This is a genomic window from Streptomyces sp. HUAS 31 (assembly GCF_028198125.1).
Lineage (GTDB): Bacteria > Actinomycetota > Actinomycetes > Streptomycetales > Streptomycetaceae > Streptomyces > Streptomyces chartreusis.
Window position 1 is genome coordinate 7,905,216 of sequence record NZ_CP116353.1, and the last position, 19,126, is coordinate 7,924,341.

General features: G+C 72.1%; 14 protein-coding genes. 8 read left to right on the forward strand and 6 right to left on the reverse strand.

Annotation, left to right across the window (positions count from 1 at the left end):
- Nucleotides 1–197 precede the first annotated feature (197 nt).
- Nucleotides 198–1,445, forward strand: a complete 1,248-nt coding sequence (locus PGH47_RS35045) for an aminotransferase class I/II-fold pyridoxal phosphate-dependent enzyme (RefSeq protein WP_271666744.1) — start codon at nucleotides 198–200, stop codon at nucleotides 1,443–1,445.
- Nucleotides 1,442–2,593, forward strand: coding sequence for an MBL fold metallo-hydrolase (locus tag PGH47_RS35050; RefSeq protein WP_271666745.1), 1,152 nt, complete (start codon nucleotides 1,442–1,444; stop codon nucleotides 2,591–2,593). The genes PGH47_RS35045 and PGH47_RS35050 overlap by 4 nt, the downstream gene beginning before the upstream one ends.
- Before the next feature lie 78 nt (nucleotides 2,594–2,671).
- On the opposite strand, the gene PGH47_RS35055 is transcribed toward PGH47_RS35050, so the two are convergent.
- The gene (locus tag PGH47_RS35055; protein ID WP_271666746.1) at nucleotides 2,672–3,292 is read right to left on the reverse strand and encodes a DedA family protein; all 621 of its coding nucleotides are present in this window, start codon (nucleotides 3,290–3,292) and stop codon (nucleotides 2,672–2,674) included.
- Nucleotides 3,289–4,062, reverse strand: coding sequence for an MBL fold metallo-hydrolase (locus PGH47_RS35060; RefSeq protein ID WP_271666747.1), 774 nt, complete (start codon nucleotides 4,060–4,062; stop codon nucleotides 3,289–3,291). The genes PGH47_RS35055 and PGH47_RS35060 overlap by 4 nt, the downstream gene beginning before the upstream one ends.
- Before the next feature lie 82 nt (nucleotides 4,063–4,144).
- Between PGH47_RS35060 and PGH47_RS35065 the strand changes: the two genes are divergently transcribed.
- The 6 genes from PGH47_RS35065 (at nucleotide 4,145) to dnaK (ending at nucleotide 12,362) form a co-directional block, all read left to right on the forward strand.
- Nucleotides 4,145–4,552: a hypothetical protein gene (locus tag PGH47_RS35065; RefSeq protein WP_030961912.1), complete on the forward strand. Its 408-nt coding sequence runs from the start codon at nucleotides 4,145–4,147 to the stop codon at nucleotides 4,550–4,552.
- Between the two features lie 209 nt (nucleotides 4,553–4,761).
- Nucleotides 4,762–6,792, forward strand: a complete 2,031-nt coding sequence (locus tag PGH47_RS35070; RefSeq protein ID WP_271668221.1) for a phage holin family protein — start codon at nucleotides 4,762–4,764, stop codon at nucleotides 6,790–6,792.
- Nucleotides 6,793–6,873: 81 nt separating this feature from the next.
- Nucleotides 6,874–7,935, forward strand: coding sequence for an ATP-binding protein (locus tag PGH47_RS35075; RefSeq protein WP_271666748.1), 1,062 nt, complete (start codon nucleotides 6,874–6,876; stop codon nucleotides 7,933–7,935).
- Nucleotides 7,932–9,743 (forward strand): vWA domain-containing protein, encoded by a 1,812-nt coding sequence (locus PGH47_RS35080; RefSeq protein ID WP_271666749.1) that lies wholly within the window; start codon nucleotides 7,932–7,934, stop codon nucleotides 9,741–9,743. The genes PGH47_RS35075 and PGH47_RS35080 overlap by 4 nt, the downstream gene beginning before the upstream one ends.
- A 65-nt stretch (nucleotides 9,744–9,808) precedes the next feature.
- Nucleotides 9,809–10,237 carry an OsmC family protein gene (locus tag PGH47_RS35085; RefSeq protein WP_030946875.1) on the forward strand — a complete coding sequence of 143 codons (429 nt, stop codon included), beginning with the start codon at nucleotides 9,809–9,811 and terminating at the stop codon, nucleotides 10,235–10,237.
- A 232-nt stretch (nucleotides 10,238–10,469) separates the two neighbouring features.
- Entirely contained in the window at nucleotides 10,470–12,362 is a 1,893-nt protein-coding gene (gene dnaK, locus PGH47_RS35090; protein WP_271666750.1) for a molecular chaperone DnaK, read from the forward strand.
- On the opposite strand, the gene narI is transcribed toward dnaK, so the two are convergent.
- Genes narI through PGH47_RS35110 form a run of 4 tightly spaced genes read right to left on the reverse strand, consistent with a single transcriptional unit; the run spans nucleotide 12,359 to nucleotide 18,898 of the window.
- Nucleotides 12,359–13,081 (reverse strand): respiratory nitrate reductase subunit gamma, encoded by a 723-nt coding sequence (narI, locus tag PGH47_RS35095; RefSeq protein ID WP_271666751.1) that lies wholly within the window; start codon nucleotides 13,079–13,081, stop codon nucleotides 12,359–12,361. The two genes, dnaK and narI, sit on opposite strands and share 4 nt — an antisense overlap.
- Nucleotides 13,078–13,572, reverse strand: coding sequence for a nitrate reductase molybdenum cofactor assembly chaperone (gene narJ, locus PGH47_RS35100; RefSeq protein WP_271666752.1), 495 nt, complete (start codon nucleotides 13,570–13,572; stop codon nucleotides 13,078–13,080). Before narJ ends, narI begins: the two co-directional genes overlap by 4 nt.
- Nucleotides 13,572–15,206: a nitrate reductase subunit beta gene (gene narH, locus PGH47_RS35105; RefSeq protein WP_271666753.1), complete on the reverse strand. Its 1,635-nt coding sequence runs from the start codon at nucleotides 15,204–15,206 to the stop codon at nucleotides 13,572–13,574. Before narH ends, narJ begins: the two co-directional genes overlap by 1 nt.
- Nucleotides 15,206–18,898 carry a nitrate reductase subunit alpha gene (locus PGH47_RS35110; RefSeq protein ID WP_271666754.1) on the reverse strand — a complete coding sequence of 1,231 codons (3,693 nt, stop codon included), beginning with the start codon at nucleotides 18,896–18,898 and terminating at the stop codon, nucleotides 15,206–15,208. Before PGH47_RS35110 ends, narH begins: the two co-directional genes overlap by 1 nt.
- Nucleotides 18,899–19,126: the final 228 nt, after the last annotated feature.

A 19,126-nucleotide genomic window follows, 5' to 3' on the forward strand; every position in this document is an offset into this window, starting at 1 on the left:
CCCGGTGACCGGCGCAACCCCGGCGGCCACCCGTGCAGTTGCGCCACGATGGGTACGCGAAGCGCGGAGACACACGATGCACCGCACGTCGCCCCCGGACCGTAGGACCCCACGACCCCCACCCCCCACCAGCCCGCACGGAGCATCGGACGACGTCGACCAGACCCACCACGGCACCAGGCACAGCGGAGGCACGGATGCGCCGGACGGACCCCGAAGGCCACGGCCCCGTCCGTTACGGGCCGCCGCTCCCCGACGACGGACTGCCCGTACTGCCCGAGATCGCGGCAGTCCTCGCTGCCGCCGCAGGCCGCGCCGAGAGCGAGCCGGTCGGCGGTGGCACCGCCCTGCTGGAGGCGGCGTGCGGCTACTGGGGCCGGCGCGGACTGCCGACCGAGCCCGAGCATGCGGTGGCCGGCCCCGGCGCCCCCGCCCTGCTCCTTGGTCTGACCTTCGCGCTCGGCGGCGACGTCCTCGTGCCACGGCCCTGTGCGGCCTGGTGGGCGCCGTACGCACGCCTGTTGGGCCGGCCCGTCTTCCACGTGGCGACCCCGGCCGAGTGCGGCGGCGTCCCGGATCCGTACGCCCTTCTGGAGACCGTCCGCCGGGTCCGTGACGAGGGCGGTGACCCACGGCTGCTCGTGCTGTCGGTCGCCGACGACCCCACCGCCACCGTCGCCCCGCCCGAGGTGCTGCACGAGACCGTGGAGGCCGCCACCGGCGAGGGCCTGCACCTGGTCAGTGACGAGACCTGGCGTGACACCGTGCACGCCCCGCACGACACCGTGCTGGTCAGCCCCGCCGAGATGCTGCCCGAGCAGGTCACCGTCGTCACCGACCTGGCCGGCGCCCACCTCCCGCCGGGCTGGCCTGCTGCGGTCGCCCGGTTCCCCGCGCACAACGCCGGGAACGGCCTCCACGCGCGCGTGCTCGACGTGCTCACCGCACTCGGCGCCCGCGTCGCCGGCCCGGTCGCCCTCGCCGCCGGGTACGCGCTCGCCGAGCCGGAGCCCGTCACCGCGCGGATCGGCGCCGCCGTACGGCTGCACGCGCGCGTGGCCGCCGCCGCGCACGCAGCCGCCGTGGGAGCCGGCGCCCTGTCCCGGCCCCCGCAGGCCGGCCGGCACCTGTACGTCGACCTCGGTCCCCTGCGCGCCGGGCTGTCCTCGCACGGCGTGGGCGACGCGCAGGACCTGGAGGACTTCCTCGCCGCGCGGCTCGGCATGCCCGCGCCGGGCGGGCACCGCTTCGGCGACGACCTCGCGGCGTTGCGCGTACGGCTGTCCACCGGCGCGCTGCTCGCGGGCACCGACGAGGAGCGCGCGGAATGCATCGCTTCCCCCTCGCCGTTGGAACTGCCACACGTGCAACGCGCGTTGATCCACATGAGGTCGGTCTTCGACGATCTCCGCGACGAAGCTCGGCGACGGGAGCCTCCTCGATGACGCAGCAGTACGAGTCGACCACCGGGCGAGCGGCCACCACGCGAACAAGCCCGACGCACAAGGCCACGAAGCACAAGACCACCGCGAGTACGGCCGGCAGGGAAACCTCCGGCACGGGCCCGACCACCCAGGAACCCGGCGATCCGACGGGCCACCCATCACCCCTCGCGCCCTCGCTCCCTCCCCTCGCCGCCCCCCGCCCGCTGGGCGAACGCCGAGTGTGGCCCCGCTCCTTCCACGACCGTCTCACCGCCCCGCTGCCCGGCATCAAGGCCCTCGCCCGCTTCGCCCGCGAGGGCGCCGTACGTCCGGGCCGCGAGGGCCTCGCCGACATCCCGCTCCTGCCCTTCGAGCCGGGCCCGGTGCCCCGCGTGGGCGCCGACACGATCGCCGTCTCCTGGGCGGGGCACGCGAGTTGGGTCGTGCAGATCGGCGGGCTGACCGTGCTCACCGACCCGGTCTGGTCGCGCCGGATCCTCGGCACGCCCGCCCGGATCACCCCCGTCGGCGTCGCGTGGAGCGCCCTGCCGCGCGTGGACGCGGTCGTCGTCAGCCACAACCACTACGACCACCTGGACGCCCCCACCCTGCGCCGACTCCCGCGCGACACCCCCGTGTTCGTGCCGGCCGGCCTCGCGGGCTGGTTCCGACGGCGGCGGTTCACGCAGGTCACCGAGCTGGACTGGTGGGAGGCGGCCGAACTGTCCGGCGTCCGCCTCGACTTCGTGCCGGCCCACCACTGGTCCAAGCGCACCCTCGTCGACACCTGCCGCAGCCTGTGGGGCGGTTGGGTGCTCACCGCGCCCGACGGACAGCGCGTGTACTTCGCCGGCGACACCGGCTACGGCCACTGGTTCACCCGCATCGGCGAGCGCTACCCGGGCATCGACCTCGCCCTGCTCCCCATCGGCGCGTACGACCCCCGCTGGTGGCTCAGCGACGTCCACTGCGACCCGGAGGAGGCCGTACGGGCGGCTCAGGACCTGGGTGCGCGGCGGATGGCACCCATGCACTGGGCGACGTTCGTCCTGTCGGCGGAGCCGGTCCTGGAGCCGCTCACACGGGTGCGGGCGGCGTGGGAGAAGGCGGGGCTGGACAGAGGGGACCTGTGGGATCTGCCTGTGGGGGGATCGCGGGTTCTGAGGTAACCGACGCCAGTGGATGCCGTCAGGGGCGCGGGGAACTGCGCGACCGGCCATGACGGGCCGAGAGTCCGCGACGAGAGCTCACTTGCCAGATCGAATCCGCTTCCACACACTCGGCGCCGCGCTGATGACCAGCGTCAGCGCCACCGCCGCGACGACCCCCTCCCACGGCTCGTCGAACAGCGACCCGCCCAGGATCCCGATCAGCTGGTACGTCACCGCCCACGCCAGGCAGGCCGGCAGGTTCCCCCGCGCGAAGCGTCGCATCGTCCACTCCGCCAGCAGACAGGCCAGCATCACCGGCAGCCGGCCCGCCGGCACCAGCCGGGACAGCACCAGCACCGCCACCCCGTGCTCGGCGAGCTTCTCCTGGGCCTGTGTGAGCCGCTCCTCCGGCGCACGGGAGCGGATCGCCTCCAGCCAGCGCGAACCGTTCTTCGAGCCGAGGCCGCGCCGGCCCAGCCAGTACAGCGACATATCGCCCAGGAACGCGGCCGTCGACGCCGTCACGAACACCAGCGCCAGCGAGAACGGCGCCGTCTGGTGGAACGCCACCACCGCCGCCGAACTGACCAGCGCCCCCGTCGGCACGATCGGCACCAGCGCCCCGATCAGCACCAGCAGGAACAGGGAGGGATAGCCGATCGCCTGCTGCGTCGACTCCGGCGTCACCGTCGTCGTGGCGGCGGCCAGCACCGTCACCGGGCCACCTCCAGGCGCACGCTCTCGCCGTGCGCGAGCCGGTGCACCGATACGCCGGGCGTGCGCTCCGCCGCGAGGCGTGCGAACTCATCGCCGGGCGCATGGAATTCATGGGGGCGCACGGCGTCCATGCCGATCGGCCAGTAGGTGCCGTAGTGCACCGGCACCGCGCTGCGCGGCGCGAGCCTGGCCAGCGCCTCCGCCGCACGCCCCGCGTCCAGGTGCCCCTCCCCGAGATACGGCCCCCAGCCGCCCACCGGCAGCAGCGCCACGTCGACCGGCCCGACCTCCTCCGCCATGCCGTCGAACAGGCCGGTGTCCCCGGCGAAGTACGTGCGTACCTGGCCCTCGATGACATAGCCGAGGGCGGGGGAGCGGTGCCGTCCGACGGGCAGCCGCCGCCCGTCGTGCCGCGCCGGAACGGCCCGTACGGCCACGCCGCCCACCGTCGTCACATCGCCGGGCGCCATCTCGGTCACCCGTAGATGGGTGAGCCGGCGCAGACCCGGGACCGCACCCGGCGCACCCCGGGGCACGAGCAGGCGGGTGCCCTCGGGCAGCCCGGCGAGTGAGGGAACGTGCAGGTGGTCGGCGTGGAGGTGGGAGACGACGGCGACATCGGCGCGCCGGGAGTCGGGCGCCGGGAGCGCACCCCGGCGTCGGCGCAGGTGTGCGAGCCGGCGTGCGAACAGAGGGTCGGTGAGGATGCGCACGTTCGAGTCCTCGACCGTGCAGGTGGCGTGACCCCACCAGGTGATCTCCACCGGCACTTCTTTGCCTCCTTCGCGCGACTCCCCGAAGCGTACGGGCTGGAGTAGGGTCGGCGGCGAAATCCGGAGGTGGGGGGACGCCATGGGGCCATCCATAGTGCGCGTCACGGCGATCGCCAGTCTGACGCCGCTCGAAGAGCTGGACGCCGACCCCTTCCTGGTGGACTCCCGCAGCCAGCACGCCATGTGCACGCGCTGGGCCGCCGAGCACGGGTACTTCGTCGCGCGTGAACTCCTCGTACGGGGGCTGCGGGCGGACCACAGCGTGCTGTGGGAGGGTGTGCGGCCCGGCCTCGATCTGTTCGTGGCGCCCAGCCGGAGGGTGCTGGAGAGCGCGCTGTCGTCCGTCGAGGAGTTCACCGCGGAGTGCGCCCGGCGCGGGGTGCGGGTGGAGACGGTGGGGCGGGCCGAGCCGTTGTACGACGCGCAGATGAAGGCTCGGGTGCATCGGCGGCTGTCGATGCCGACGGCGGGGTACGACGGCCGCTAGGCGCTCCGCTGCGGGGGCCGATGAGGACGCTGCTCGGCCGCGGCGCCTTGGGGGCTGGGGGCGCCCGCGGCGGAGCCGCATATCGATACAGCCCCGCGCCCCTTTCAGGGGCGCTGCCGAACCGGGCGTTGTGCGAGGCTGGGGGCGTGGGCGTGGGCGTGAGTGGGCGTTGGCGGCGGGTCGCCAGTCAGGTCGGGCGGAGCGTGGCCGTGTGGGCGGTCTCGACCGTCACCATGCTCGTGCTCGCCGGGATCCTGCCGGACTTCCAGCTGCAGTCGGCCGACGACGAGAGCACCACCCGGCTCGCCATGACCGCGGCCCTCGGCGCCGGTGCCTTCGGTCTGCTCTCGGCGCTCGTCTGGCCCCTGCTCGTACGGCTGCTGCTGCTCGTGCCCGCGCTCGTGCTCGGCCTGCTGGTGTTCTTCCTGAACGGCTCGCTGCTCATCGTCGCACTGCGCCTGGTGCCCTCCGGCGACAGCGAGGCCGCCCCCGAGACCGCCGTCATCGTGGCCGCCGTGATGTCCGCGGTCGCCTCCGCCACCGGCGGTGCCCTGGCCGTTCGTGACGACGACGCCTACCGGCGCCGGCTGTACCGCCTCGCCGACCGGCGGCGCCGGGCCCTGCCGCCCGGCCCCTCCAGCCCCGGCACGGTCTTCATGCAGCTCGACGGCGTCGGCCACGACCTCCTGCTCACCGCCGTGGGCAAGGGCCTGATGCCCACCGTCGCCCGCTGGCTCGGGGAGGGAACCGGCGCGGGCGAGCGCCCCACCCACCGGCTCACCGCCTGGCGCACCGACTGGTCCAGCCAGACCGGCGCCAGCCAGCTCGGCATCCTGCACGGCAGCAACCACGACGTCCCGGCCTTCCGCTGGTACGAGAAGGCGGCCCGCGAGGTGATGGTCTGCAACCGTCCCACCAGCGCCGCCGAGCTCCAGCGCCGCGCCATCGACCGCACCGGCGACGGCGGCCTGCTCACCGCCGACGGCGCCAGCCGCGGCAACCTCTTCAGCGGCGGCGCCGACGAGCAGGCCCTGGTGCTGTCCATCGCCACCAGACGGCGCGACCGCCGCAACCGCTCCCGCGCGGGCTACTTCGCCTACTTCTCCGACCCGGCCAACGCCGTGCGCACCGCCCTGTCCTTCATCGCCGAGGTCGGCCGCGAGATCGGCCAGTCGAGCAGGGCCCGCGTCCGCAAGGCCAGGCCGAGAGTCTCCCGCGGCGGTCTCTACCCGTTCGTGCGGGCCTTCGCGACCGTCGTCGAACGGGACGTCGTCGTCGCCGCGGTCATGGGCGACATGTTCGCCGGCCGCACCGCCGTCTACGCCGACCTCGTGGCGTACGACGAGGTCGCGCACCACTCCGGGCCGTTCGGCCGCGACGTCGAGAAGGTCCTCGAACGCCTCGACCGGGCGCTGGCGTTGATCGAGAAGGCCGCCGAGCACGCGCCGCGGCCGTACCGGCTCGTGGTGCTGTCGGACCACGGCCAGAGCCCCGGCGAGACCTTCCGCGCCCGCTACGGCCTCGGCCTCGGGGACCTGGTGCGGGCCGGCTGCGGGCTGCCCGTGCCGCGCAGGGCACGGCGCACCCACAGCGGCGCCGAGGCCCGCGCGGCCGTGCGCGCCGCGCTGCGCCGCCCCGTCGAGGAGGGCGGCGAGCAGCACCGCCCATCGCGCCGCCGCTCCGAGCCGATCGTGCTGGCCTCCGGCAACCTCGGCCTGGTGTCCTTCCCGGACGTGCCGCACCGGATGACCAAGGAGGAGATCGACGCCCGCCACCCGGCGCTGCTCACCACCCTCGCCAACCACCCCGGCATCGGTTTCCTGCTGGTGCGCAGCGAGCGGCACGGCGGGGTCGTGCTCGGTGCGTACGGCGCCGAGATCCCCGTGGACCGGCTGGACGGCGAGCCGGGCCCGCTGGAGGTCTTCGGACCGGGCGCGGCCGACGCCGTACGCCGCACGCACTCCTTCCCGTCCGCCGCCGACATCATGGTCAACTCGGCGTACGACCCGGCCGACGGCGAGGTGCTCGCCTTCGAGGAGCAGATCGGCTCGCACGGCGGGCTCGGCGGCGCGCAGGGCAGGCCGTTCCTGCTGTCGCCCCTCGCCCTTTCCGCCCCCGTGGACGACGGGCAGGACCTCGTCGGCGCCGAGCATGTGCACCGGGTGCTGCGGCGCTGGCTGCGCGAGGCGAACGGGCCGCAGGTGCCGGTGGAGGCGGAGCCGCAGGAGCGGGCCGCCTGAATAATCGGCTGCGTCCGAGGGGCCGCGAGCACACACTGTTCGAGTCGCAAACCTCTCGAACACCCCCAAGGAGCCTCTGCGTTGCAGGCTGCAGTCACCGTCACGCCCACCCGTATCCCCGAACTGCTCCTCGGCCTCGCCACCGTGCGGCCCGTGTTCATCTGGGGCGCCCCCGGCATCGGAAAGTCGTCCCTCGTCAGGGACTTCGCCGCGTCGCTGGGGCTGGAGTGCGTGAGTCTGCTAGGTACGCAGCTCGCGCCGGAGGACCTGATCGGCGTACCGCAGATCCGCGACGGCCGCTCGGTGTTCTGCCCGCCGGAGGCCATCGCCCGCGACGAGCCGTACTGCCTGTTCCTGGACGAGCTGAACGCGGCCACGCCCGATGTGCAGAAGGCGTTCTACTCGCTGATCCTGGACCGCCGTATCGGCAACTACGAACTGCCGAAGGGCTCCATCGTCATCGGCGCCGGCAACCGCGCCACCGACAACGCCCTCGCCCGGCCCATCGCGTCCGCGCTGGTCAACCGGCTCACCCACGTCCACCTGGAGGCGTCCGCCAAGGACTGGCTGACCTGGGCCGCGAACAACGGCATCCACCCGTGGATCCTGGACCACCTCACCGACCGCCCCGACCACCTGTGGTCCAAGCCGCCGAAGACCGAGGAGCCGTTCTCCACGCCCCGCTCCTGGCACATGCTCTCCGACGCGCTGCACTCCTTCGGCCGTGACCTCGACGAGGAGACCCTGAAGGTCCTGGCCCACGGCACGCTGACGCCGACGCACGCCACCGCGTTCTGCGGCTACGTCAAGATCGTGCGCAGCCAGTACGGCATCGAGGCGATCATCAAGGGCGAAGCCGGCTGGCCGCACCGTATGCAGGACCGTGATCTGCTCTACTACCTCGCCGAGTCCTTCCGCGGCCGTCTGGTCAAGGAACTGCCGGTCAGCAAGGACCACATGTCGGCGGCCGCCCGGCAGACCGCGTACCGCGCCAAGTCGCAGCTGGTGCAGCTCGCGGAGATCTCCGTCGAGGTCGCCCAGAGCGTCATCGCCTCCGACGCCGACGGCAACCCCGTACTGCCGGCCTGGTTCCTGGTGGAGGCCGCGCGTGACATGCCCCGGCTGGTCGAGGCGCGGCGATGAGCCGCGGCGGCGGCCAGAAGGGCGGCAAGGGGCAGAAGAAGCGGGACCTCGCGGCGGAGGCCTTCGCCGAGGGGCTGCGGCTGGTGCGCGCCAACCCGGCGCTCGCCGCCGTGGAGTTCACCGTCTGCCGCCACGAGAGCTGCGAACAGGCGCCGCGCGACGGCCTCCTTCGCGTCGACTCCGACGGCGTACTGCACGTCCACGCCACTCGGCTCGCCGAACCCGCCACCTGGGCCTGGGCGATCGCGCACGCCGTCCTGCACCTCGGCTTCGGACACGTCCCCTCCAGGAAGGGCGCGCCCGTGCAGCCCGACCGCGCCGACCTCGCGGCACGGTGCGTCGCCGTCAACCGCTTCCTGCTCACCTTCCCCGTCGGCAAGGCCCCGGAGGACCTGCCGCTGACCTACCCGGCCGGCGACGAGGAACGGCTCGCCGCGCCCTGGCGGCGCGACGGCGTCCCCGCCGTGTACGAGGGCTGCGGCACGGCCGGCCCGGAGCCCGACCAGCTCCTCGTGGAGTGGACGGGCTGGTACGGGTCCCCTCCCGACCATCAGCTGGCCTTCGCCACGGCGCTCACCCGGACCGTCTCCACCGCGATGGACATGGCGGGCGGCCGCCGCGACTCCATGGTCGGCGAGCCCGTCAAGAAGCGGCCCTGGCAGTGGGCGCTGGAGTGGTTCATCACCTCCTACCCGCTGCTCGGCGGCATCGCGGCCGGCATCAAGCTGGTCGCCGACGCCGAACTCGCCCGTGCCCACGGCATCGCCGTCGCCGCCGTCAACGCGGAGGCCGGCGAGATCTACATCAACCCGCTGCGCCAGTTCGAGCCCGAGGAATGGCGGTTCATCCTCGCCCACGAGATGCTGCACGCCGCCCTGCGCCACGGCGACCGCTGCGGCACCCGCGACCCCTACCTGTTCAACGTCGCCTGCGACTACGTCATCAACGGCTGGCTGCGCGAGATGCAGGTCGGCGAGATGCCCCAAGGACTGCTGTACGACCAGGAGATGACCGGCCTGTCGGCCGAGGAGGTCTACGACCGGATCGCCGGCGACCTGCGCCGGATGCGCCGTCTCGCCACCCTGCGCGGCAAGGGCGTCGGCGACGTCCTCGGCGCCCCGCTCGGCGTACCCGGCGACTACGTCGACCTCGACGAGTTCTACCGCCGGGGCCTGTCCCAGGGCCTGGACCTGCACCAGCAGCACGAGCGCGGCTTCCTGCCCGGCGGCCTGGTCCAGGAGATCCGGGCGCTCAGCCATCCGCCGCTGCCCTGGGACGCCCGACTCGCCCGCTGGTTCGACGAGTTCGTGCCCCGCCCGGAACCGGTGCGGACCTACGCCCGGCCCTCGCGCCGGCAGGCCTCCACACCCGAAATCCCGCGCGCCGGACGCTACTTCCCGCCCGAGGAGATCGCCCGCTGCACCTTCGGCGTCGTCCTGGACACCTCCGGGTCCATGAGCACCGGCCTGCTCGGCAAGGCCCTCGGCGCGATCGCCTCGTACGCCGAGGCGCGGGACGTCCCGGCCGCGCGCGTGGTGTTCTGCGACGCGGGACCGTACGACGCCGGGTACGTGCCGGTCACCGACATCGCCGGACGGGTGCGGGTACGGGGCCGCGGCGGTACGGTCCTGCAGCCCGGGATCGACCTGTTGCTGCGGGCGGACGACTTCCCGGCCGGGGCGCCCGTCCTGGTCATCACGGACGGCTGGTGCGACGTGCTGCGGGTGCGGCGTGAGCACGCGTACCTGATTCCCCCGGGCCGTCGACTGCCGTTCACCCCGCGTGGGCCGGTCTTCCGGGTGAGTTGAGCCGGAGTGTGATCGGATGGGGGACACGGACCCCGGAAACGGGCCCCCATGCGAAAGGAAGAATCGTGGCTACCACGCGCTCCGCACACACCGTCTGGGAAGGCAACCTGCTCGAGGGCAACGGTGTCGTCAACTTCGACTCCTCCGGTGCCATCGCCGCGCAGCCGGTCACGTGGGCCTCGCGCTCGCAGGACGCGAACGGCAAGACCAGCCCCGAGGAGCTCATCGCCGCCGCGCACTCCAGCTGCTTCTCCATGGCGCTGTCGCACGCCCTGAACGGCGCCGGTACGCCGCCCACCAAGCTCGTCACCTCGGCCGACGTGAACTTCCAGCCGGGTGAGGGGATCACCGGGATCCACCTCACGGTGGAGGGGACGGTGCCCGGCATCGACAACGACGCGTTCGTCGCCGCCGCGGAGGACGCCAAGAAGAACTGCCCGGTCAGCCAGGCGCTGACGGGGACGACGATCACGCTGTCGGCGAAGTTGGCGTAGCGCTCCGCGGGGGAGCCGCGGTGGGTCGTCCGTTGTCTGCGGCGCCGTCGTGGCTGATCGCGCAGTTCCCCGCGCCCCTCGGGGGGCGGCCCTCCGGGCCTGCCCCCCGACCCCTGAGCGCCCGCTCAGTCTCCGTTTGGTACCCACCCCCAGGGTCACTCGCCCCATTGACAAGAGCCCACTCAAGTTTTGTGCTGGAGTTCAAGAGGTGCCCTGGCGGAAGGGGACAGTGATGGCACGCGCGGTCGGGATCGATCTCGGGACCACGAACTCGGTGGTCGCCGTTCTGGAGGGCGGCGAGCCCACTGTCGTCGCCAATGCGGAGGGGGCCAGGACCACACCGTCGGTCGTGGCCTTCGCCAAGAACGGCGAGGTGCTCGTGGGGGAGGTGGCCAAGCGGCAGGCGGTGACGAACGTCGACCGCACCGCCCGCTCCGTGAAGCGCTACATGGGCGACGGGAGCTGGCGCTTTCCCGACCAGGGCGACATCGACGGCACCCGCTACCGGGCCCAGGAGCTGTCGGCCCGGGTGCTCCAGAAGCTGAAGCGGGACGCCGAGGCGTATCTGGGCGAGGACGTCACCGACGCGGTGATCACCGTCCCCGCCTACTTCGACGACGCCCAGCGGCAGGCCACCAAGGAGGCCGGGGAGATCGCGGGTCTGAAGGTCCTCAGGATCATCAACGAGCCCACGGCCGCCGCCCTCGCCTACGGCCTGGACCGCGGCGAGGAGCAGACCGTGCTGGTCTTCGACCTCGGCGGCGGCACCTTCGACGTCTCGCTGCTGGAGATCGGCGACGGCGTCATCGAGGTCAAGGCCACCAACGGCGACACGCACCTCGGCGGCGACGACTGGGACCAGCGGGTCGTCGAGTACCTGGTGAAGAAGTTCAAGGGGCAGAACGGCATCGACCTCGGCAACGACAGGATGGCCGTCCAACGGCTGCGCGAAGGCGCCGAGAAAGCCAAGATCGAGCTGTCCAGCTCCTCCGAGACCACGATCAACCTGCCCTACATCACCGCCTCCGCCGAGGGCCCCCTCCACCTCGACGAGAAGCTGACCCGCGCCCAGTTCCAGGAGCTCACCGCCGACCTCCTCGACCGCTGCAAGACCCCCTTCCACCAGGCCGTCAAGGACGCCGGCATCAAGCTCTCCGCGGTCGACCACGTCATCCTCGTCGGCGGCTCCACGCGGATGCCCGCCGTCACCGACCTCGTGAAGGAACTCACCGGCAAGGACCCGCACAAGGGCGTCAACCCCGACGAGGTCGTGGCCGTCGGCGCGGCCCTCCAGGCCGGCGTCATCCGCGGCGACGTCAAGGACGTCCTCCTGCTCGACGTCACCCCGCTGTCCCTCGGCATCGAGACCAAGGGCGGCATCATGACGAAGCTCATCGAACGCAACACGACGATCCCGACCCGGCGTTCGGAGATCTTCACGACCGCCGCCGACAACCAGCCCTCCGTCGGCATCCAGGTCTACCAGGGCGAACGCGAGATCGCCTCGTACAACAAGAAGCTCGGCGTCTTCGACCTCACCGGCCTGCCGCCGGCCCCGCGCGGGGTGCCGCAGATCGAGGTCGCCTTCGACATCGACGCCAACGGCATCATGCACGTCTCCGCGAAGGACCTAGCGACGGGCCGCGAGCAGAAGATGACCGTGACCGGCGGCTCGGCGCTGCCGAAGGACGACATCGACCGGATGATGCGGGAGGCCGAGCAGTACGCCGAGGAGGACCACAAGCGCCGCGAGGCCGCCGAGACCCGCAACCAGGGCGAGCAGCTCGTCTACCAGACCGAGAAGTTCCTGCGCGAGAACGAGGACAAGGTCCCGGCGGAGACCCGGGCCGAGGTCGGGTCGGCGATCACGGAGCTGAAGGAGCAGCTGGAGCAGAACGTCGAGACGAACGTCCTGCGCACCGGCATCGAGAAGCTCGCCACGGTCAGCCAGAAGATGGGCCAGGCGATGTACGCCCAGTCCCAGCAGGCCCCCGCCGACGGCTCGGCCGACGCCGACGCCGGCACCGGCACCGAGCAGAGCGCCGCGCAGGACGACGACGTGGTCGACGCGGAGATCGTCGACGACGAGAAGGACCAGCGGGACCAGAAGGGCGGGGCCGCCTAGGAGCCCGCCTTCTCCCAGCCGCGCCGCTCCGGCCGCGGCCCCAGCTGCTCGGGGTCGCGGCTGCGGTACACCAGGTACGGCCGGAACAGGTACTGCACCGGCGCGCTGAACATGTGCACCAGCCGGGTGTACGGCACGAGCGCGATCAGCGCCATGCCGACCACCGCGTGGATCTGGTACAGCACCGGCACGCCCGCCATACGGTCCAGGTCCGGCTGGAGGGTGAACAGGCTGCGGGCCCAGGGGGCGATGGACTGCCGGTAGTCGTAGCCGTCGCCGGAGACATGGGTGAGCTTGGCGACCATGCCGAGCACGATCGCGCCGAGCAGGACGACGTACATCAGCTTGTCGTTGGCGGTCGTCGCCCGGAACACCGGCGCGTTCGTGCGGCGCCGGTAGATCAGCAGCAAGATCCCGGCGACGGTCAGGGCGCCGGCCGCGGTACCGCCGTAGAGGGAGAACAGGTGGTAGGTGTGCTCGCTCACGCCGAGCGAGTCCGTCCAGGACGCCGGGACGAACAGGCCCACCAGATGGCCGACCAGCACGAACAGGATGCCGTAGTGGAAGGCGGGCGAGGCGATGCTGAGCAGCCTCGACTCGTAGACCTGGGAGGAGCGGGTGGTCCAGCCGAAGCGGTCGTAGCGGTGCCGCCAGACCAGGCCGGCGACCAGCAGGGCGAAGGTGACGTAGGGCAGGACGCCCCAGAGCAGTGCGGTCATGGACGCACCCCCGTGCGTTCGGTCGGCAGTGTGGCGCACACCGCGTCCAGGACGGACGCGTACGGCGTGCCGAAGTCGGTCAGCCGGGCGCGGAGCTGCTCCAGGCACTCGCGGTGCTCCAGCAGCAGATCGTTCTCGCCGGTGCGGGCCGCGAACTCCAGTACCGCGGGCAGGAAGTCGGGCAGTTCCTCGCCCGTGAACTCCATGCCGTGGGCGCGGTAGACCTCCTTGAAGCGCAGCAGCGACATGCCGCGCCGCCGGGTGTCCCCGTCGAGCCACCAGGTCAGATAGAGGCTGTGCCGGTTCTTGAAGTCGAAGACCTGGACATAGTGCGCGGCCAGTTCGTCCGGCGGGGTGAGTGCCGCGTGGTCGGTGAACTCCCGCAGCTGCGGGGCGGCTTCGCGCAGCAGCGGCAGGCGCGCGCGGAAGTCGTCGTCCGGGTAGGTCAGACAGAGTGCGGCCGCCTGGTAGAGCACCTCGAACGACGGCATCACGCCTCCTCGGTGTCGGCTGTGCGGGTGGGTCCGGCGGCGTCGGCCGCGTCGTCGGAGGTCTGGCGTCTGCGCAGCACGTGGAAGTTCTCGACCGGCATCAGCGGCAGCAGCTTGCGGCCGCCGGAGTCCTGCCCGAAGGGGCCGTCCCCGCCCATCCCGGGCCCGCCCTCGTAGTCGAGGCTGCACCCCTGCGGCAGCGCCGACTCCTCCAGGCGCCGGGCGTCCGCGACCGCCGCCGTCGGAATGACGTACCGGTCCTCGTACTTGGCGACCGCCAGCAGCCGGTACATGTCCTCGATCTCCCCGGCCGCCATGCCCACGGCGGCCGGCACCGAGGGATCCGGTTCCTCGCCGAGGTTGATCGCGCGCATGTGGGAGCGCATCGCGGCGAGCTTCTCCAGCGAGGAGCGGACCGGGCCGATGGCGCCGGCCGTGAACATCTCCGCCAGGTACTCCAGCGGGATGCGCAGCGTGTCGATCGCGCCGAACAGGTTCCCGGCGTCCTCCCCGTCGTGCCCGGTCTCCGAGAGCGCGTCGACCACCGGTGACAGCGGCGGGATGTACCAGACCATCGGCATCGTCCGGTACTCCGGATGCAGCGGCAGCGCCACCCGGTACTTGCTGATCAGCGCGTGCGCGGGCGAGCGGCGTGCCGCCTCCAGCCAGTCGTAGGGGATCCCCGCCTCCTCGCACGCCCGCCGTACCTCGCGGTCCTCGGGGTCGAGGAAGACACCCAACTGCGCCTCGTACAGGTCCCGTTCGCGCGGGACGGAGGCCGCGGCCGTCACCCTGTCCGCGTCGTACAGCACCACCCCGAGATAGCGCAGCCGGCCCACGCACGTCTCCGAGCAGACCGTCGGCAGACCGACCTCGACGCGCGGATAGCACATCGTGCACTTCTCCGCCTTGCCGGTGGCGTGGTTGAAGTACACCTTCTTGTACGGGCATCCGGTCACGCACATCCGCCAGCCCCGGCAGCGGTCCTGGTCGACCAGGACGATGCCGTCCTCCGCCCGCTTGTACATCGCGCCCGACGGGCACGACGCCACACAGGACGGGTTCAGGCAGTGCTCGCAGATACGCGGCAGATAGAACATGAAGCTCTGCTCGAACTCGAACCGCACCTTCTCCGAAGCCTGCGTGCGCGTGCGCTCCACCATCGGGTCGAGGTCGCCGTAGGCGGGGGCGCCGGCGAGGTTGTCGTCCCAGTTCGACGACCACTCGATCTTCATCGGCTTGCCGTCGAGCTGCGAGATGGGCCGGGCCACCGGGTAGTCGTCGCCCAGCGGGGCGTCGGTGAGGTTCTTGTAGTCGTACGTCCAGGGCTCGTAGTAGTCCTTGATCTCCGGCAGTTCGGGGTTGGAGAAGATCCCCGCGAGCTTGCGCAGCCGGCCGCCCGCCTTCAGCTTCAGCGCGCCGCGCCGGTTCAGCTCCCAGCCGCCGCGCCAGCGCTCCTGGTCCTCGTAGCGGCGCGGATAGCCCTGGCCGGGGCGGGTCTCGACGTTGTTGAACCAGACGTACTCCATGCCGCGGCGGTTGGTCCACGCCTGCTTGCAGGTGACCGAGCAGGTGTGACAGCCGATGCACTTGTCGAGGTTCATCACCATGGCGATCTGGGCCATCGGACGCATCAGTACTCGACCTCCTGGCTGCGACGGCGGATCACCGTGACCTCGTCGCGCTGGTTGCCCGTCGGGCCCAGGTAGTTGAACGCCCAGGACAGCTGGGCGTAGCCGCCGACCAGATGGGACGGCTTGAGGATCAGCCGGGTCAGCGAGTTGTGGATGCCGCCCCGCCGGCCGGTGGTCTCCGTCCTCGGGACGGCGACCGTGCGTTCCTGCGCGTGGTGCATGTAGACGGTGCCGTGCGGTATCCGGTGCGAGACGACGGCCCGCGCGACGACCACGCCGTTGCGGTTGACCGCCTCGATCCAGTCGTTGTCGGCGACGCCGATGGCATCCGCGTCCTGCGGGGACATCCAGATGTTCTGCCCGCCCCGGGAGAGCGCCAGCATGAACAGGTTGTCCTGGTACTCGGAGTGGATGGACCACTTGTTGTGCGGGGTGAGGTAGCGGACCGTCACCTCCCGCTGCCCGTCCGGGCCGAGCCGCGGTTCGCCGAACAGCTTGTTCATGTCCAGCGGCGGCCGGTACACGGGGAGCGCCTCGCCGAGCTCGTGGATCCAGTCGTGGTCGAGGAAGAAGTGCTGGCGGCCGGTGAGCGTGTGCCACGGCTTGAGGTGCTCGGTGTTGAGCGTGAACGCGGTGTAGCGACGCCCGCCCGACTCGCTGCCCGACCACTCCGGCGAGGTGATCACCGGCACCGGCGCGGCCTGGGTGTCCGCGTACGTGGTCCGTCTGCCCTCGTGCTCGGCCGCCAGGTGCGCCATTTCCTGCCCGGTCCGCTCCTGAAGGGTGCGGAAACCCTGGGTGGCGAGGCGGCCGTTGGTGGTGCCGGACAGGGCGAGGATGGTGTTCGCCGCCTTCACGGCCGTGTCGAGCAGGGGGCGCCCGTCAGCGGTCGCGCCGTTCAGCAGCCGCAGGTCCTCGACCTCCTCGTCCGGGCGGAGCGTGATGCCCTTGGCAGGCAGGCCGAGTCGCTCCGCCAGCGGGCCCAGCGAGGCGAACTTGGCGCCGATCGCGGTGTAGTCCCGCTCCACGACCGTCAGGTTCGGCATGGTCCTGCCGGGCACCGGATCGCACTCCCCGCGCCGCCAGTCCAGGACCACCCCGCCCGGCTGGGCGATCTCACCCGGGGTGTCGTGCTGGAGCGGCGAGGCCACCAGGTCCTTGCGCACGCCCAGATGGCCGACGGCCAGCTCGCTCAGCCGCTCCGCGAGCGCCTTGAACGCCTCGAAGTCGGTGCGCGCCTGCCACGGCGGATCCACGGCCGGTGTGAAGGAGTGCACGTAGGGGTGCATGTCAGTGCTGGACAGGTCGTGCTTCTCGTACCAGGTGGCGGCGGGCAGGACGACGTCCGACAGCAGCGTCGACGACGTCTGCCGGAAGTCCAGCGACAGCAGCAGGTCGAGCTTGCCCTCGGGCGCCTCGTCATGCCAGGTCACCTCCTTCGGCCGGACGTCCTCGGGGGCCTCCTCGGCCCGCAGCGACGACTGCGTGCCCAGCAGATGCCGCGTGAAGTACTCCGCGCCCTTCGCCGACGAGCCCAGCAGATTCGCCCGCCACAGCGTCACGATCCGCGGCCAGTTCTCCGGCGCGTCCGGGTCCTCGCAGGCGAACTTCAGGGTGCCCGCGCGCAGTTCCGCCACCACCCGCGACACCGCGTCGCCGAACACCTCGCCCAGTTCCAGCGGGTTGCGGTCGAAGGTCGGATACGACGGCATCCAGCCCAAACGCGCCGACAGCGCCAGACAGTCCGCGCCCGTCATCCCGCGAAAGCGCCCCGCGCCCAGCGGCGAGGCGAGCACATCGGCCGTGAACCCGTCGTAGCGCCACTGGTCGGTGTTGAGGAACCAGTACGCCGTGCCGATCATCTGGCGCGGCGGACGCGACCAGTCCGACGCGGCCGCCAGCGTCGCCCAGCCGGTCACCGGGCGGCACTTCTCCTGGCCCACGTAGTGCGCCCAGCCGCCGCCGTTGCGGCCCTGGCAGCCGGTGAGCTGGAGCAGGGCGAGGAAGGCGCGGTAGATCGTCTCGGAGTGGAACCAGTGGTTGGTGCCCGCGCCCATCAGGATCATGCAGCGGCCCTTGGACCGCTCGGCCGTCCGCGCGAACTCCCGTGCGATCCGCACGCACTTGGCCGCCGGGACGGAGGTGTGCGCCTCCTGCCAGGCAGGGGTGCCGGGGGACTCGGCGTCGTCGTACGACGTGGGCCAGCGGCCCGGCAGCCCCGGCCGCGCCACCCCGTACTGGGCGAGCAGCAGATCGAAGACCGTCGTCACCAGCGGGCCGTCCGCCCCGCCGAGCTTCGTCACCGGTACGCCCCGGCGTATGACGTCCCCGCGACCCTGCCCGTGCGGCCCGCCCTCGGTGTCGAAGCGCGGCAGCAGCACCTCGACGCCCGCGGACACCGCACTGCCGTACAGGCTCAACTTCGGCCGCACATCGCCCAGTTCGAGATTCCAGCGGCCCTTGCCCGACTCGGTCCAGCGGAAGCCCACGGAGCCGTTCGGGGCGACCGCGCGACCCGACACCTCGTCCAGCACGACCGTCTTCCAGCCGGCGCCCTCGTCCTCCTGTCCCAGGTCCGAGGCGCGCAGGAACTTCGCGGGGACGTAGGCGCCGTCCCGCTCCTCCAGGGTGACCAGGAAGGGCAGGTCGGTGAACCTGCGCACATAGTCCGCGAAGAACGGCGTCTCGCGGTCGACGAAGAACTCCTTGAGCACGACGTGCCCCATCGCGAGGGCCAGCGCGCCGTCCGTTCCGGGGTGCGGGTGGAGCCACTCGTCGGCGAACTTGGCGTTGTCGGCGTAGTCCGGCGCGACCACCACGACCTTCTGGCCCCGGTAGCGGGCCTCCGCCATCCAGTGCGCGTCGGGCGTGCGGGTCACCGGGACGTTCGAGCCCCACATCATCAGATACGCCGCGTCCCACCAGTCGCCCGACTCGGGGACGTCGGTCTGGTCGCCGAAGACCTGCGGGGAGGCGACCGGCAGATCGGCGTACCAGTCGTAGAACGACAGCATCGGGGCGCCGATCAGGGAGTGGAAGCGGGCGCCCGCCGCGTGCGACACCATCGACATCGCCGGGATGGGGGAGAAGCCGGCGATGCGGTCGGGGCCGTACGTCTTGATGGTGTGCACATGCGCGGCGGCGGCCATCTCGATCGCCTCGTCCCAGGTCGCCCGCACCAGGCCGCCCTTGCCGCGCGCCTGCTGGTAGCGCCGGCGGCGCTCCGGGTCGCCCTGGATGTCCGCCCAGGCCAGGACCGGGTCGCCGAGGCGTTCCCTCGCCTCCCGGTACATCCCGAGGAGCACACCGCGCACGTACGGGTAGCGGACCCGGGTGGGGGAGTAGGTGTACCAGGAGAACGCGGCGCCGCGCGGGCAGCCGCGGGGCTCGTACTCGGGACGGTCCGGGCCGACCGACGGGTAGTCCGTCTCCTGGGTCTCCCAGGTGATGATGCCGTCCTTGACGTACACCTTCCAGCGGCAGGAGCCCGTGCAGTTCACGCCGTGGGTGGAGTTCACGACCTTGTCGTGGCTCCACCGGTCCCGGTAGAACGCGTCCGCCTCACGCCCGCCCGTCAGCGCGATGCTGTGCAGATCGGACGCGGGCGTGCCGGGCCGGAAGAACCTGCCGGCCTTCAGCAACGCCGCACCCGGCTCGGCGGGCGGGGTGGGCGGTACCCGGGTGTCGGTCACGGACGCTCCCTACGTTTGCCCCTAGGGCCTGTCTGACAATTCCCGCCTGCCCCGCGGTGGCTGGCACGCACGCTCGCCGCGTTGCCGAACCGCCCACGTGGCTCCGCCACGAGGACGCTCCGGCGCCTTGCGATCGCACGCACCAGCCACCGCGGGGCCCGCCCTCCGGGCGGACGACGGGAATTGTCAGACAGGCCCTAGTCCCGAACCTAGGGCGGGGCGCGGGAG

Excerpts from the sequence above, each read along its gene's own strand:
- PGH47_RS35050 (WP_271666745.1), top strand. The coding sequence starts at position 1,442 with ATGACGCAGCAGTACGAGTCGACCACCGGGCGAGCGGCCACCACGCGA.
- narH (WP_271666753.1), bottom strand. The coding sequence starts at position 15,206 with ATGCGTCCGATGGCCCAGATCGCCATGGTGATGAACCTCGACAAGTGC.
- PGH47_RS35065 (WP_030961912.1), top strand. The coding sequence starts at position 4,145 with ATGGGGCCATCCATAGTGCGCGTCACGGCGATCGCCAGTCTGACGCCG.
- PGH47_RS35080 (WP_271666749.1), top strand. The coding sequence starts at position 7,932 with ATGAGCCGCGGCGGCGGCCAGAAGGGCGGCAAGGGGCAGAAGAAGCGG.
- dnaK (WP_271666750.1), top strand. The coding sequence starts at position 10,470 with ATGGCACGCGCGGTCGGGATCGATCTCGGGACCACGAACTCGGTGGTC.
- narI (WP_271666751.1), bottom strand. The coding sequence starts at position 13,081 with ATGACCGCACTGCTCTGGGGCGTCCTGCCCTACGTCACCTTCGCCCTG.
- narJ (WP_271666752.1), bottom strand. The coding sequence starts at position 13,572 with ATGCCGTCGTTCGAGGTGCTCTACCAGGCGGCCGCACTCTGTCTGACC.
- PGH47_RS35045 (WP_271666744.1), top strand. The coding sequence starts at position 198 with ATGCGCCGGACGGACCCCGAAGGCCACGGCCCCGTCCGTTACGGGCCG.